At 43.1% G+C, this 12,528-nt stretch carries 12 protein-coding genes; 6 read left to right on the top strand and 6 right to left on the bottom strand.

The annotated features are described in order from the left end of the window. The first annotated feature begins 45 nt into the window (after positions 1-45). On the top strand, positions 46-1,413 hold the full coding sequence (locus tag PSF11_RS07565; RefSeq protein ID WP_004927003.1) for an MFS transporter: 1,368 nt from the start codon (positions 46-48) through the stop codon (positions 1,411-1,413). Between the two features lie 44 nt (positions 1,414-1,457). On the opposite strand, the gene PSF11_RS07560 is transcribed toward PSF11_RS07565, so the two are convergent. Beyond that, positions 1,458-1,949, bottom strand: a complete 492-nt coding sequence (locus PSF11_RS07560; protein ID WP_014656773.1) for a YajQ family cyclic di-GMP-binding protein — start codon at positions 1,947-1,949, stop codon at positions 1,458-1,460. Between the two features lie 241 nt (positions 1,950-2,190). On the opposite strand from PSF11_RS07560, the gene panE reads away from it, so the two are divergent. Then, positions 2,191-3,102, top strand: a complete 912-nt coding sequence (gene panE, locus PSF11_RS07555; RefSeq protein WP_004926998.1) for a 2-dehydropantoate 2-reductase — start codon at positions 2,191-2,193, stop codon at positions 3,100-3,102. Next, on the top strand, positions 3,065-3,658 hold the full coding sequence (gene yajL, locus PSF11_RS07550; protein ID WP_004926996.1) for a protein deglycase YajL: 594 nt from the start codon (positions 3,065-3,067) through the stop codon (positions 3,656-3,658). The genes panE and yajL overlap by 38 nt, the downstream gene beginning before the upstream one ends. Positions 3,659-3,717: 59 nt before the next feature. On the opposite strand, the gene thiI is transcribed toward yajL, so the two are convergent. Then, positions 3,718-5,169, bottom strand: a complete 1,452-nt coding sequence (gene thiI / locus PSF11_RS07545; RefSeq protein ID WP_004926994.1) for a tRNA uracil 4-sulfurtransferase ThiI — start codon at positions 5,167-5,169, stop codon at positions 3,718-3,720. Between the two features lie 219 nt (positions 5,170-5,388). Here thiI and xseB point away from each other — a divergent pair, with 219 nt between their 5' ends. The 3 genes from xseB (at position 5,389) to dxs (ending at position 8,682) form a co-directional block, all read left to right on the top strand. After that, positions 5,389-5,640, top strand: coding sequence for an exodeoxyribonuclease VII small subunit (xseB, locus tag PSF11_RS07540; protein ID WP_004926992.1), 252 nt, complete (start codon positions 5,389-5,391; stop codon positions 5,638-5,640). 3 nt (positions 5,641-5,643) lie between these two features. Continuing rightward, positions 5,644-6,561, top strand: coding sequence for a (2E,6E)-farnesyl diphosphate synthase (gene ispA / locus PSF11_RS07535; protein WP_004926990.1), 918 nt, complete (start codon positions 5,644-5,646; stop codon positions 6,559-6,561). A 252-nt stretch (positions 6,562-6,813) separates the two neighbouring features. Then, positions 6,814-8,682 carry a 1-deoxy-D-xylulose-5-phosphate synthase gene (gene dxs, locus PSF11_RS07530; RefSeq protein ID WP_014656775.1) on the top strand — a complete coding sequence of 623 codons (1,869 nt, stop codon included), beginning with the start codon at positions 6,814-6,816 and terminating at the stop codon, positions 8,680-8,682. Positions 8,683-9,270: 588 nt separating this feature from the next. Here the strand turns inward: dxs and thiL are convergent. The 4 genes from thiL to ribD form a co-directional block, all read right to left on the bottom strand. After that, positions 9,271-10,260 carry a thiamine-phosphate kinase gene (gene thiL, locus PSF11_RS07525; protein ID WP_014656776.1) on the bottom strand — a complete coding sequence of 330 codons (990 nt, stop codon included), beginning with the start codon at positions 10,258-10,260 and terminating at the stop codon, positions 9,271-9,273. A gap of 135 nt (positions 10,261-10,395) precedes the next feature. Continuing rightward, a complete protein-coding gene (gene nusB / locus PSF11_RS07520; RefSeq protein WP_004926984.1) occupies positions 10,396-10,812 on the bottom strand; it encodes a transcription antitermination factor NusB in 417 nt (138 codons plus the stop codon). A gap of 26 nt (positions 10,813-10,838) precedes the next feature. Continuing rightward, the gene (gene ribH, locus PSF11_RS07515) at positions 10,839-11,309 is read right to left on the bottom strand and encodes a 6,7-dimethyl-8-ribityllumazine synthase (protein WP_004926982.1); all 471 of its coding nucleotides are present in this window, start codon (positions 11,307-11,309) and stop codon (positions 10,839-10,841) included. A 102-nt stretch (positions 11,310-11,411) separates the two neighbouring features. Further along, on the bottom strand, positions 11,412-12,527 hold the full coding sequence (ribD, locus tag PSF11_RS07510) for a bifunctional diaminohydroxyphosphoribosylaminopyrimidine deaminase/5-amino-6-(5-phosphoribosylamino)uracil reductase RibD (RefSeq protein ID WP_072502521.1): 1,116 nt from the start codon (positions 12,525-12,527) through the stop codon (positions 11,412-11,414). Position 12,528 lies beyond the last annotated feature (1 nt).

Below are 12,528 nucleotides of genomic sequence, written 5' to 3'. Positions count from 1 at the left end.
TTCCCCAATAGAATAACCTTTTTCGTCTATACCCGAGGCTTTACCATGAATGATAACAAGATGACCCGCTCCGAATTACGTGCGACATGGGGGCTAGGCTCTGTTTTTTCCCTAAGAATGCTAGGGATGTTTATGGTATTACCCATATTAACCAGTTATGGTATTCACCTTAAAGATTCATCAGAGCTTTTGGTCGGGGTCGCGATTGGTATTTATGGCCTAAGCCAAGCCATCTTCCAAATCCCTTTCGGCTTGATGTCAGATAAAATTGGCCGTAAACCTTTAATCGTAGTTGGGTTGATGATATTTATCATTGGTAGCGTACTCGCCGCACTTAGTGACTCCATATGGGGGATCATTATTGGTCGTGCCTTACAAGGTGCTGGAGCGATTTCTGCTGCCGTTATGGCATTACTTTCTGACCTTACCCGCGAACAGAATCGTACCAAGGCCATGGCTTTTTTAGGGATTAGCTTTGGCATCACTTTTGCTATCGCATTAGTCCTAGGACCAATCGTCACTCACTGGGTTGGATTAAGTGGGTTATTTTGGGGGATCACCCTACTAGCGGGCGGTGCTATTGTGGTCACCCTGTTTGTGGTGCCTAATAGCCATCAGCATATGACTAACCGCGAATCCGCTTTCGTAAAAGAGAATTTGCGTACAGTCATAACGAACCCCCAGTTGCTAAAACTCAACTTTGGCATTTTAAGCCTACATACTTTGCTTATGTCGAGCTTCGTTGCCTTCCCCTTAATCATGACTCATGCGGGATACTTGGCAAAAGATCACTGGAAGGCTTATCTGATTACCATGCTGATCGCCTTTGTATCAGTGCTTCCCTTTATTATCTATGCTGAAAAACACCGAAAAATGAAACAGGTGTTTTTACTATGTATTTTTATCTTGGCGTTAGCTGAGGTCACTTTATGGTTATCGGGAAACCATCTGTGGGTGATCTTTTTAGGATTACAGCTATTTTTTGTCGCCTTTAATATTATGGAAGCCATTCTCCCTTCATTGATCAGTAAAGAAGCTCCCGCTGGCTATAAAGGAACCGCAATGGGGGTTTATTCCACCAGCCAGTTTTTAGGTGTGGCAATAGGCGGCATACTCGGTGGGTGGCTCTATGATATGGATGGAGCGGCAGCCGTATTTATTGGCGGGCTAGCCTTAACAGCCATTTGGTTTATCGTGAGTCTGACCATGCGGCAGCCTCCTTATGTCAGCAGTATTCGTCTTGTTTTACCTCATCGATTTAAAAATATCGACAAGTTACAAGCTCAACTTTCCACGCTGCCGGGTGTATTAGAAGCCGTCATTATTCCCGATGAAATGGGCGTTTATGTGAAAGTGGATAGGAAACTGACAACGCGAGAACAACTAGAAGCAATAATTAAAGGTGAAGATTAATACAAATAGCCCGCGGCAATACCAGCAGCGGGCTGTTGTGCCTATTAGTCACGGAAGTTAGTAAACTGGAATGGCTGGCCTAAGTTGCCAGAACGGACAAGTGCCATCACTGATTGTAAATCATCACGTGATTTGCCTGTCACTCGCACTTGCTCACCTTGGATCTGAGCTTGAACTTTCAGTTTGCTATCTTTAATTAACTTAACAATTTTTTTAGCCGTTGCCGCATCAATCCCCTGCTTTAACGTCACTTCAACACTGTAAGTTTTGCCACTGTGCACAACATCATCGGGAATATTCAAGACAGCGCCATCAATGCCACGCTTTGCCATTTTTTCACGTAAAATGTCTAACAACTGATGAACTTGAAAGTCCGACTCACTCGTTACTTTGATAGATTCACTCTTCTCATTGAGTTCGAAGCTTGCCGCCACATTTTTAAAGTCCCAACGGGTGGTTAATTCGCGCTCGGAATTTTCAACCGCATTACGCACTTCATTCATTTCTACTTCAGATACAATATCAAATGATGGCATGGTTATGACCTCCTGATAATCAATGTGATGCATGATAGCTTCTTTCTATTAAGAGCAAAAGCACTATACTTGATATATGAATTTACAAGCATCTATACTCGTCGAGCTTCAAGCGCAGCACCATTGGCTATGTGTTTACCCATCAGATGACGATTTTAACACCTAGCTGCAATTTGAAAGGGTTAAAACTGACCATTAAATAACTATTGGCTTGAACCTGACTAATACCCAGAGGGGGAATATGAAAATAACGCTTATCGGTTGTGGTGCTATTGGTAAATTATGGCTCGCCGCGTTAAGTCAGCAAGGGCACGATATACAAGGCTGGCTACGTATAGCCCAATCTGACTTATTTGTTGATGTCAACGAACCCGATGGCCGTATTTTTCGTGAATGGATCCCTTGCAATAACCTCAATCATTTACAAAACAGTGAATTGGTTATTGTGTGTTTGAAGGCATGGCAAGTCTCCGATGCGCTACTGCCTTTACTGCATAATATACCAGACGCCTGCCCGATCCTGTTACTTCATAACGGCATGGGGACCCTTGATGAATTAGGCACTTTACGCCATCCTTTTTTATCCGGCATCACCACCCACGCAGCTTGGCAAGAAAACAACCAAGTTTTTCATGTCGCTAATGGTATAACCCATATCGGAGCCGTTAACTCACTGGCTGAAAATTACTACCCCATTGCCGATATTTTGCATGAGGCCCTTCCAGATGTCGCATGGCATAACCAGATCCTGACGACGTGTTGGAAGAAACTTGCCGTCAACTGTGTGATAAATCCTCTCACTATTCTTCATAATTGTAAAAATGGTGATTTACTCAATCATTCACAGCAAATTAATTTGCTAATTGATGAAATATGCCAAGTGATGGCTATTGAAGGACTGCATACTGATAAAGCCCAGCTTGTTGACTATATTTATGGCATTATTCACAGTACGGCGAGTAACTACTCCTCAATGTTACAAGACATTCGTAATAAGCGACGAACCGAAATCGACTACATTACAGGCTATCTCATTAAACAAGCAAGAGCGCATGGCCTAAGCACACCAGAGAATGATCGTTTGTACCATTTTATTAAACAGCGAGAAGAAAAAAATGACGGCTTCCGTACTGATATGCATCGCCAATGGTAGTGAAGAAATCGAAACCGTAACCACTGCTGATTTATTAGTAAGAGCAGGGATCAAGGTTACATTAGCTAGTGTGACTGACGATGGCTCTATTGAAATAACCGCCTCTAGAGGCGTCAGAATTGTCGCTGATACCCCAATTATCAAGGTGGCTGATGAACCTTTTGATGCGATTGTTCTTCCCGGTGGAGTAAAAGGAGCCGAAACCTTCCGCGACAGCCCATTAGTCGTGGAAAAAGCGAGGAGAATGCACCTTGATGGTAAAATTGTAGCCGCGATTTGTGCCGCTCCTGCTTTGGTATTGGAATACCACCAGTTATTTCCAATCGGGAATATGACAGGTTATCCCACGATGAAAAATCAAATTGCGGCAAATAAATGGGTTGATAAGCGAGTCTATTTTGATGAGCGTGTCAACTTATTAACGAGCCAAGGGCCAGCAACAACCTTTGATTTCGCCTTGAAATTGATTGAGTTGCTGGTTGGCCGCGATATCGCCGGCAAGGTTGCATCTCAATTAATTTTACCTAATGGGATTAATGATTATTTAGAGCAGTAATAGTAAAGGCCGATACGATGATACCGTTCGGCCTTTATCTTAGTTATGACATGACTCGGTTACGGGCGATAGACTTTTACATTATTAAACCCCTGCTCTTGCAAATAAAGAGCTTGTAAACGGCTCATCACCCCGCGCTCGCAATATAACAAGTAGGTTTTATCTTTTGGTAAATCGCCAAATTGAGTACCCAAGCGGTAAAACGGGATATGCTTAACCTCAATCCCTTCAATGGATAATGGCTTCTCTTCGTGTTCGTCCGTAGAGCGAATATCTAAAATCACTTCATGCTCAGGCGCAAGCTCACTCACCATTTCCACTTCCATGACTTGTTCACGGCTTTCTTGGGCTATCTGGCGAATATCAATATTTTGTGACTGCTCAACGACTTGATCTAAGATACTAAAGTCAAAATTGGCTTCTTCCGCTTCAATTTTCGCTTTCACTGCTTTAACAGTAGGGCTTTTCGAAATCACACCACAATATTCAGGCATGGTTTTCGCAAAATCTTCTGTGCCAATTTGACGGGCAATTTTGATGATATGCTCTTTGTCATGAGAGATAAGAGGACGCAACACCAAAGTGTCAGACGCATTATCAATCAAACGCAAATTGGTCAATGTTTGACTTGATACCTGCCCTAATGCTTCCCCTGTCACTATCGCTTGAACGCCATAGCGTTCAGCAACCTTTGAAGCGGCACGGACCATCATGCGTTTCAAGACAACGCCCATTTGTCCGTCATCTACTTTTTCTAAGATTTCTGCCACAACAGGCTCAAAATTAACCGCAATAAAACGGACTTTATGGGAACTACCAAAGCGGTTCCAGAGATAGTGGGCAATTTGTTTAACACCAATTTCATGAGCCGCTCCACCTAGATTAAAGAAGCAGTAATGAACACGGCAACCACGGCGCATCAACATATAACTTGATACCCCAGAGTCAAAGCCCCCAGAGATCAGTGATAATACATCTTCTTGCGTCCCAATAGGGAAACCACCAATACCTTCATAGCGTGCTTTTACGAGGATCAAGTTTTCGTCTTCTATCTCTAAATGCACCGTAACATCGGGGGCTGTCAGCTTCACTTTCGCAGAAGGAATATGTTGATTTAAGCCACCACCGATATAGCGCTCCGCCTCAATAGAAGTAAACTCATGCTTCCCTCTTCGCTTGACGCGCACACAGAAAGTTTTATTTTCTAGCGAAGGCGCATAAGAGTCATGCACCATCTCATAAATATGGTGCAAACTGGTGAACGGCTTTTCTTCAACTTCTAACACATGGTGAATACCGGGAATGCGCGTCAGCATGTCACAAATTTCGTCGTGTTTCGTTTCCCCTTTAACACGCACTTCAATGTTATCCCAATGACGGACAACCGCGATTTCTTCGCCCAACGGCTTCAGGACATTACGGATATTGCTGGTAAGGATCTTAATAAAACGTAGCCTAACGGTCTGGCTTTTAATCGTAATTTCTGGGAATAACTTAATGATAAACTTCATAATAGCAGCATGTTAATGTTATAGGGGCAAGTGAACGTATTTTAAAAGTGACACACGTACAGGTTACCAATTGTCAATAAAGAGGCGTATTATAGCACTATCTTGTGTGTTGAATCTAAAAACACCAATAATAAATTGTATCCAGCGCGAGACTAAGTTAGTCTGCTCAATTAATACAATCCTTTGATTGAATGATTAAATATTTGTGGTTAAAGAAAGATGGCTAAAGAAAAATCTCAGCAAGTACCTGTAGTTAGCTTCGAAAACTCACTCAAAGAACTTGAGGAAATTGTTTCTCGCCTTGAGTCTGGCTCACTACCACTTGAAGATGCGCTCAATGAGTTTGAACGAGGCATCCAAATCGCTAAACAAGGGCAAAAAGTCCTGCAACAGGCTGAGCAACGCGTGCAAATCCTGCTTAGCGATGATGAAAATAAAGCTCTTGATGATTTTTCACCAGATACCGAATAAATTATGTCCGAACAACACCCTAATAGCTTCACGATACAGCAACAACAAGCGTATGAGCGAGTTAACCAGTATTTACTAAATGCCTTAGATGCGCTTCCTTTCTCTGATTTACCCCTTGCCGCTGCCATGAAACATGGTGCACTACTTGGGGGGAAACGCCTACGCCCGTTTTTGACCTATACTGTAGGAAGCATGCTGGGTGTCGATTCTGTTAATCTTGATGCGCCAGCGGCAGCGGTTGAGTGTATTCACGCCTACTCATTAATTCATGATGATCTCCCTGCTATGGATGATGATGACCTACGGCGTGGGCAACCCACTTGCCATATCAAATTTGGTGAAGGGAATGCCATTTTGGCGGGTGATGCGCTACAAACATTAGCCTTCCAGCTACTGTCTTCCGCAGAAATGCCTGATGTTACTGACAAAGACCGAATTGCTATGTTGTCAGAACTCGCTTATGCCAGTGGTCTAGCGGGTATGTGTGGTGGTCAAGCACTCGACCTTGAGGCTGAGGGCAAGCGTGTTGATCTTGCAGCCCTTGAACGTATTCACCAACACAAAACGGGTGCATTAATACGAGCAGCTATTCGTATGGGTGCTTATGCCGCTGGAATAAAAGGACATAAGGCACTACCTGCATTAGATAAGTATGCAGAATCTATTGGCCTCGCATTCCAAGTACAAGATGATATTTTGGATGTGATTGGTGATAGTGAAGTGACAGGCAAACGCCAAGGCGCTGATGCTGAGCATGAGAAAAGCACGTATCCATCTTTGCTAGGACTTGAAGCGGCTCAAGAAAAAGCTCGCGAGCTGTATTATAATGCGTTGGAAGCGTTAAAAGCCATTGAAGCAGAAGGCTATAATACACAAACTTTAGTCGCCCTAGCGAATTTCATTATCGAGCGTAAAAGCTAATCTTACATACTCTCAAACGATTAAAGATGCGGCTAGGCGAGAAGCGAACAAGTTGCTAGGATCATACAAAAATCTATGGTCAGCACGCGTGAACATAGTCAATAACGCTGCCATCGAGATCATAACGAGTATACAATGCTGCTTTCTATTCATACTATTGATAATAAAAGTGGCATAATAGCTAAATTCAAACGCTGGAATTAACCAGCGTTATTACCTTATTAACAATTATAAATAGTCGTGGGCCCCCTAATGAGTATTGATATCGCTAAGTATCCAACACTAGCGCTGGCAGAAACACCGGAAGAGCTACGTCTGCTGCCGAAAGAAAGCCTGCCGAAGCTGTGTGATGAACTCAGGCAATTTTTACTTAGTAGTGTTGGTCGATCTAGCGGTCACTTTGCCTCTGGTTTAGGCGCCGTTGAACTCACCGTTGCATTACATTATGTCTATAAAACTCCTTTCGATAACCTTGTCTGGGATGTGGGCCATCAAGCCTACCCCCATAAGATTTTAACAGGTCGCCGAGATCGCATTGATACCATTCGTCAAAAAAATGGTTTGCATCCCTTTCCTTGGCGTGACGAAAGCGAATATGACGTATTGAGCGTTGGTCACTCATCAACCTCAATTAGTGCCGGTTTAGGTATGGCCATTGCCGCTGAAAAAGAAGATAAAAACCGCAAAACCGTCTGTGTCATTGGGGATGGTGCGATTACTGCGGGTATGGCATTTGAAGCCATGAACCATGCCGGTGATGTTGCTCCTGATATGTTAGTCATCCTCAACGATAACGAAATGTCGATTTCTGAAAATGTTGGGGCGCTGAATAACCATCTTGCTCACCTGCTCTCTGGCAAGCTCTACACCACTTTGCGTGAAGGTGGTAAAAAAGTGTTTTCTAATATGCCGCCGATTAAAGAGCTATTAAAGAAAACAGAAGAACATATCAAAGGCATGGTCGTTCCTGGCACCATGTTTGAAGAGTTAGGTTTTAACTACATCGGCCCTGTTGATGGTCACGATGTCGTTGCGCTTGTGCAAACCTTGAAAAATATGCGTGATCTGAAAGGGCCTCAGTTCTTACATATCATGACCAAAAAAGGTCGTGGCTATGAGCCTGCTGAAAAAGATCCGATCAGTTGGCATGCTGTTCCTAAATTTGATCCAAGCACATTTACCCTGCCTAAGAGTAAAGAGACCCGTCCTACATTTTCTAAGATTTTTGGGGATTGGCTATGCGAAGAAGCCCAAAACGATGATAAGCTCATGGCTATCACACCGGCTATGCGTGAAGGGTCAGGAATGGTGCGTTTTTCCAAAGAGTACCCTAACCAATACTTCGATGTCGCCATCGCCGAGCAACATGCCGTTACCTTTGCCGCTGGCTTAGCTATCGGAGGTTATAATCCGATCGTCGCGATTTACTCCACTTTCTTGCAGCGCGGTTACGATCAAGTGATCCATGATGTTGCGATTCAAAAAACCCCTATCTTATTTGCCATTGATCGTGCGGGGATTGTTGGGGCTGATGGCCAAACTCACCAAGGGGCATTTGATATCTCTTACCTACGGTGCATTCCAACACTCGTTATCATGACGCCAAGTGATGAAAATGAATGCCGCCAAATGCTACATACTGGTTACCATTATAAAGATGGCCCTAGCGCGGTACGCTACCCTCGCGGAACAGGCACTGGAGCAGAATTACAACCTCTTGCACCACTACCAATTGGTAAAGGGGTCATTCGTCGCCAAGGGGAAAAAATTGCCATCCTCTGCTTCGGTACATTACTCAAACATGCGCTCGTCGCTGCCGAAGCGCTTAATGCAACCGTTGTTGATATGCGCTTTGTTAAACCATTAGATGAAGCACTGATCCTCGATATGGTAAACAGCCATGACATGTTAGTCACGCTAGAAGAGAATGCTATCATGGGCGGTGCAGGCAGTGGTGTTAACGAATTCCTGATGCGCGAACATAAGATGATACCTGTATTAAATCTTGGTTTACCTGATTTCTTTATACCGCAAGGCAGCCAAGAAGAGCTTATTGCTGACTTAGGTCTCGATAGTCAAGGTATTATTCACGCAATCGAACAATATCAGCAGAAATCATAACCTATAGTAAAAAACAGGTATTGTGATAATAACAATACCTGTTTTTCTCAATATTCTTCCTTAATCGATCTTCCATTATAATCCCCGCTTCCTTATGTGAAATTTCATTTTTCTTATTTAAGATAAAATTATTTTGATCATCGATAAGATCAAACTAAGCTAAAATTCTTTTAAAAGGATCTTGCTTTTATCTCAAATAAAGTTCAGTATGAAGTTAATACCCAATTACCCTCATAATAATTTTTGTCATTATTGACATAAATGTCTCATATTTATATGAGATATACGCCTCATTTTTATTTTAGCTGCCTTTTGGCAGCTTTCTTTTGCAAAAAAGAAAATAAATCAAATAGATTCAATAGATTAAGTAATTTCCTCTAATTTTATAATCGCTATTTTTAATATCCTCTATCTAGAACCTATTATATTTTTCTATAAAAATTCGCGGTAATGACCTCTTTGTAACCTATATAAAATAACAACACGGATTATTACGATAACAAAAAGATCTTTTTTGATCGCTTAAAATAAAAAACCCGTCTCAATCACTGACACGGGTTCACTAAACAACATGATTATTTTATCAACTTAACTATTAACATCCGTTAATGCAAAATGATCAAACCCTTTAAGGGCAACATCAACCGCCTGATTATCACAATAATAACTGATCCCTTCTGATTGCGGTTTTATTTGACCAATACACGTAAAATTAGCGCCTGTATGAGCCAATGCTACTTCTAAAGCACCACGATTAACTTCAGGGATCGTAAAGCAAAGCTCATAATCTTCACCACCACTTAACGACCAAATGCGTGCTTGCTCTACAGAGCAGTTTTGTTGCAACGCCTCGGAAAGTGGTAAAGCATCAAGATTAATACGAGCGCCACAGCCGCTAGCCTTGAGGATATGATTGAGATCGGAAATTAAACCATCAGAAATATCAATCGCGGAAGAAGCTAAGTGGCGTAACGCCTGCCCTTGTAAAATACGCGGCTGAGGACGCAGATGACGCCCAATTAGCCATGACTTTTGGCTCTCATCAGCAATATCTAATTTCCCCTGTAATATTGCTAAACCCGCAGCGCTGTCACCTAGTGTGCCCGTCACGTATATCCAGTCGCCATTACGGGCTCCTGAGCGTGACAATGCTTTCCCACTCGGTACTAAGCCATGTACGGTATAAGTTAGGCTCATTGGTCCACGCGTTGTATCACCGCCAATTAGCTGCATACCGTAATAGTTAATTTGCTCAAATAAGCTATCGCTAAATTGCTCTAACCAATCTGGATCAACATGAGGTAGTGTGATCGCTAGAGAAACCCATGCCGGATCTGCTCCCATAGCAGCAAGATCACTTAAATTAGACGCTAATGATTTGTAAGCAAGATCGGCTGGAGAAATTTCAGGAAGGAAGTGGATACCAGAAACTAATGTATCGGTGCTCACAGCAAGCTGCTGTTTTTCTGGGATGGTCATCAACGCACAGTCATCACCAATACCAATATTCACATCCCGTCTGTTTGTTGTTTGACGGTTAAAGTAACGCGCGATGAGGTCAAATTCGCCATATGACATGGTAGCTTTTCCATTTTCGCTATGCCCAGTTATCAACTTCATCACTGATAATTAGACATAAAAGACAAAGATAGGCCGGAACCCAGCCTACCTCATTACTACTGTAGTATTACAGGAGGGAACCCTGATCAATTTTTATTTTTTACGACGAACAGAAGGCGCAGCCTTATCGAGAACACCATTCACAAATTTATGGCTATCTTCAGCACCAAAAACTTTGGCTAGTTCAATGCCTTCGTTAATTGCAACTTTATAAGGCACATCTTCACGGTAGCTTAGTTCATACATAGCAACACGTAAAATCGCTTTCTCTACCTGCCCCAACTCTTCAAGCTGGCGAGATAGGAAAGGAGCCATTAGCTGGTCAAGCTTAGCAGCGTTATTGGCGACTCCCGACAACAGTTCACGAAAATAAATAACGTCAACGTCAGACATGTCCTGTTCAGCAATAAATTCATATTCCACATCGGAAACATTATTACCGGATAATTGCCATGAATAGATGGCCTGTACAGCACACTCACGAGCGCGGCGACGAGCAGCAGGTTTCACAAGATTCCCCTTAAATAAAAACTAAATCAGCCTTTTACAGCTTTAAGTACATTAATCATTTCTAATGCCGTCAGAGCAGCTTCAGCGCCTTTATTGCCAGCTTTAGTACCAGCACGTTCAATGGCTTGCTCAATATTTTCAGTCGTCAAAACACCGAAAGTGACTGGCACTTCACTGTTCATTGCGACATGAGAAAGACCTGAACTGCACTCACCTGCAACATATTCAAAATGCGCAGTTCCACCACGGATCACCGTGCCTAATGCAATAACAGCATCGTATTTTTTCGTTTCGGCCAGTGCTTTAACGGTTAATGGTAGCTCGTAAGCGCCTGGAACCCAGACAACAGTGATGTTATCTTGAGACACTTGGCCGATACGCTCTAAAGCATCAACAGCACCGTCCAGCAGACTATCATTAATAAAGTTGTTAAAACGAGCGATTGCAATGGCGACACGCGCTTGTGGCGCGGCAACAACACCTTTAATTACGTTCATAGCCTTCCTTTAATATTAATTATAACCCGCGGGGCGCGGATTTTATCACATTCTTTCGTTAATCGCGTGGTTGAATTTTAGCAAAATGATAAAAAACTTTTATTACCACACAGGACGTAGCCTGACACGCAGGTCATTACCGACTTTCTGCACATCAGTAAATTCAAATTTTTGTGCATCTGACAAATGTGCAAGTGCTGGAATATTCACCAAACCTCGCGCTGTATCCCCTAATAATTTAGGAGCAATATAGACAATCAGCTCATCCACCAAACCAAGTTTTAACAATGAGCCAGCGAGTATTGGTCCTGCTTCAACCCAAATGCTATTCACATTTCGTTTAGCCAACTGCATCATCAAGATCACAAGGTCAATACCATTATCATCAGATGGAATAGCAAGCTGTTCAACTTGCCCCTGCCAAACCGCATCAGGCTCGGGTTGAGAGCGAACTAACCAACATTCACCTGCCAATTGGGTGACCTTATGTTCCGCCGTGACGCGATTATGGTTATCTAAAACAATACGAATTGGTTGACGCAATGTGCTTTGCGGATAAACAGCGTGTATCTCGGCAGGTAATTCATTCCAACGTACGGTCAGTGAAGGGTTATCTGCCAGCACAGTACTACTGGTACTCAAAATTGCACTCGCTTGCGCACGCAATACCTGTACGTCCTGCCTTGCTGCTGCTGACGTGATCCATTTACTTTCACCTGATTCTAAGGCCGTTTTGCCGTCAAGGGAGGCTGCAAGTTTCAGTTGAACATAAGGGAATGCTGTACGCATACGCTTTAAAAATCCACGGTTTAATGATTCCGCTTCTTCCATCAATACGCCACTTGCGGTTTCAATCCCCGCTTGAGAAAGCATATATAATCCCCGACCTGCAACTTGAGGATTGGGGTCTTGCATTGCTGCCACAACACGACGAACACCCGCATTAATCAAAGCCTCAGCGCAAGGTGGGGTACGACCGTGATGACTGCATGGCTCTAATGTTACGTAGGCGGTAGCGCCTTTCGCTTTCTCTCCTGCCATGCGTAAGGCATGAACTTCAGCATGCGGTTCACCCGCTTTTTGGTGATACCCTTCACCAACAATTTCACCATCACGTACGATAACGCAACCCACATTAGGATTTGGTGAAGTGGTAAAACGGCCTTTTTGGGCAAGCTCAAGTGCCCGCGCCATATAGATGCGGTCTTGTTCAATCATG

The sequence above is a fragment of the Providencia sp. PROV119 genome, assembly GCF_028482435.1.
GTDB classification, from domain to species: domain Bacteria; phylum Pseudomonadota; class Gammaproteobacteria; order Enterobacterales; family Enterobacteriaceae; genus Providencia; species Providencia stuartii.
The sequence above is the reverse complement of the archived record's forward strand: the minus strand, read 5'-3'. Positions and strand labels throughout refer to the sequence as shown.

Excerpts from the sequence above, each read along its gene's own strand:
- PSF11_RS07565 (WP_004927003.1), top strand. The coding sequence starts at position 46 with ATGAATGATAACAAGATGACCCGCTCCGAATTACGTGCGACATGGGGG.
- PSF11_RS07560 (WP_014656773.1), bottom strand. The coding sequence starts at position 1,949 with ATGCCATCATTTGATATTGTATCTGAAGTAGAAATGAATGAAGTGCGT.
- panE (WP_004926998.1), top strand. The coding sequence starts at position 2,191 with ATGAAAATAACGCTTATCGGTTGTGGTGCTATTGGTAAATTATGGCTC.
- yajL (WP_004926996.1), top strand. The coding sequence starts at position 3,065 with ATGACGGCTTCCGTACTGATATGCATCGCCAATGGTAGTGAAGAAATC.
- thiI (WP_004926994.1), bottom strand. The coding sequence starts at position 5,169 with ATGAAGTTTATCATTAAGTTATTCCCAGAAATTACGATTAAAAGCCAG.
- xseB (WP_004926992.1), top strand. The coding sequence starts at position 5,389 with ATGGCTAAAGAAAAATCTCAGCAAGTACCTGTAGTTAGCTTCGAAAAC.
- ispA (WP_004926990.1), top strand. The coding sequence starts at position 5,644 with ATGTCCGAACAACACCCTAATAGCTTCACGATACAGCAACAACAAGCG.
- dxs (WP_014656775.1), top strand. The coding sequence starts at position 6,814 with ATGAGTATTGATATCGCTAAGTATCCAACACTAGCGCTGGCAGAAACA.
- thiL (WP_014656776.1), bottom strand. The coding sequence starts at position 10,260 with ATGTCATATGGCGAATTTGACCTCATCGCGCGTTACTTTAACCGTCAA.
- ribH (WP_004926982.1), bottom strand. The coding sequence starts at position 11,309 with ATGAACGTAATTAAAGGTGTTGTTGCCGCGCCACAAGCGCGTGTCGCC.
- ribD (WP_072502521.1), bottom strand. The coding sequence starts at position 12,527 with ATGATTGAACAAGACCGCATCTATATGGCGCGGGCACTTGAGCTTGCC.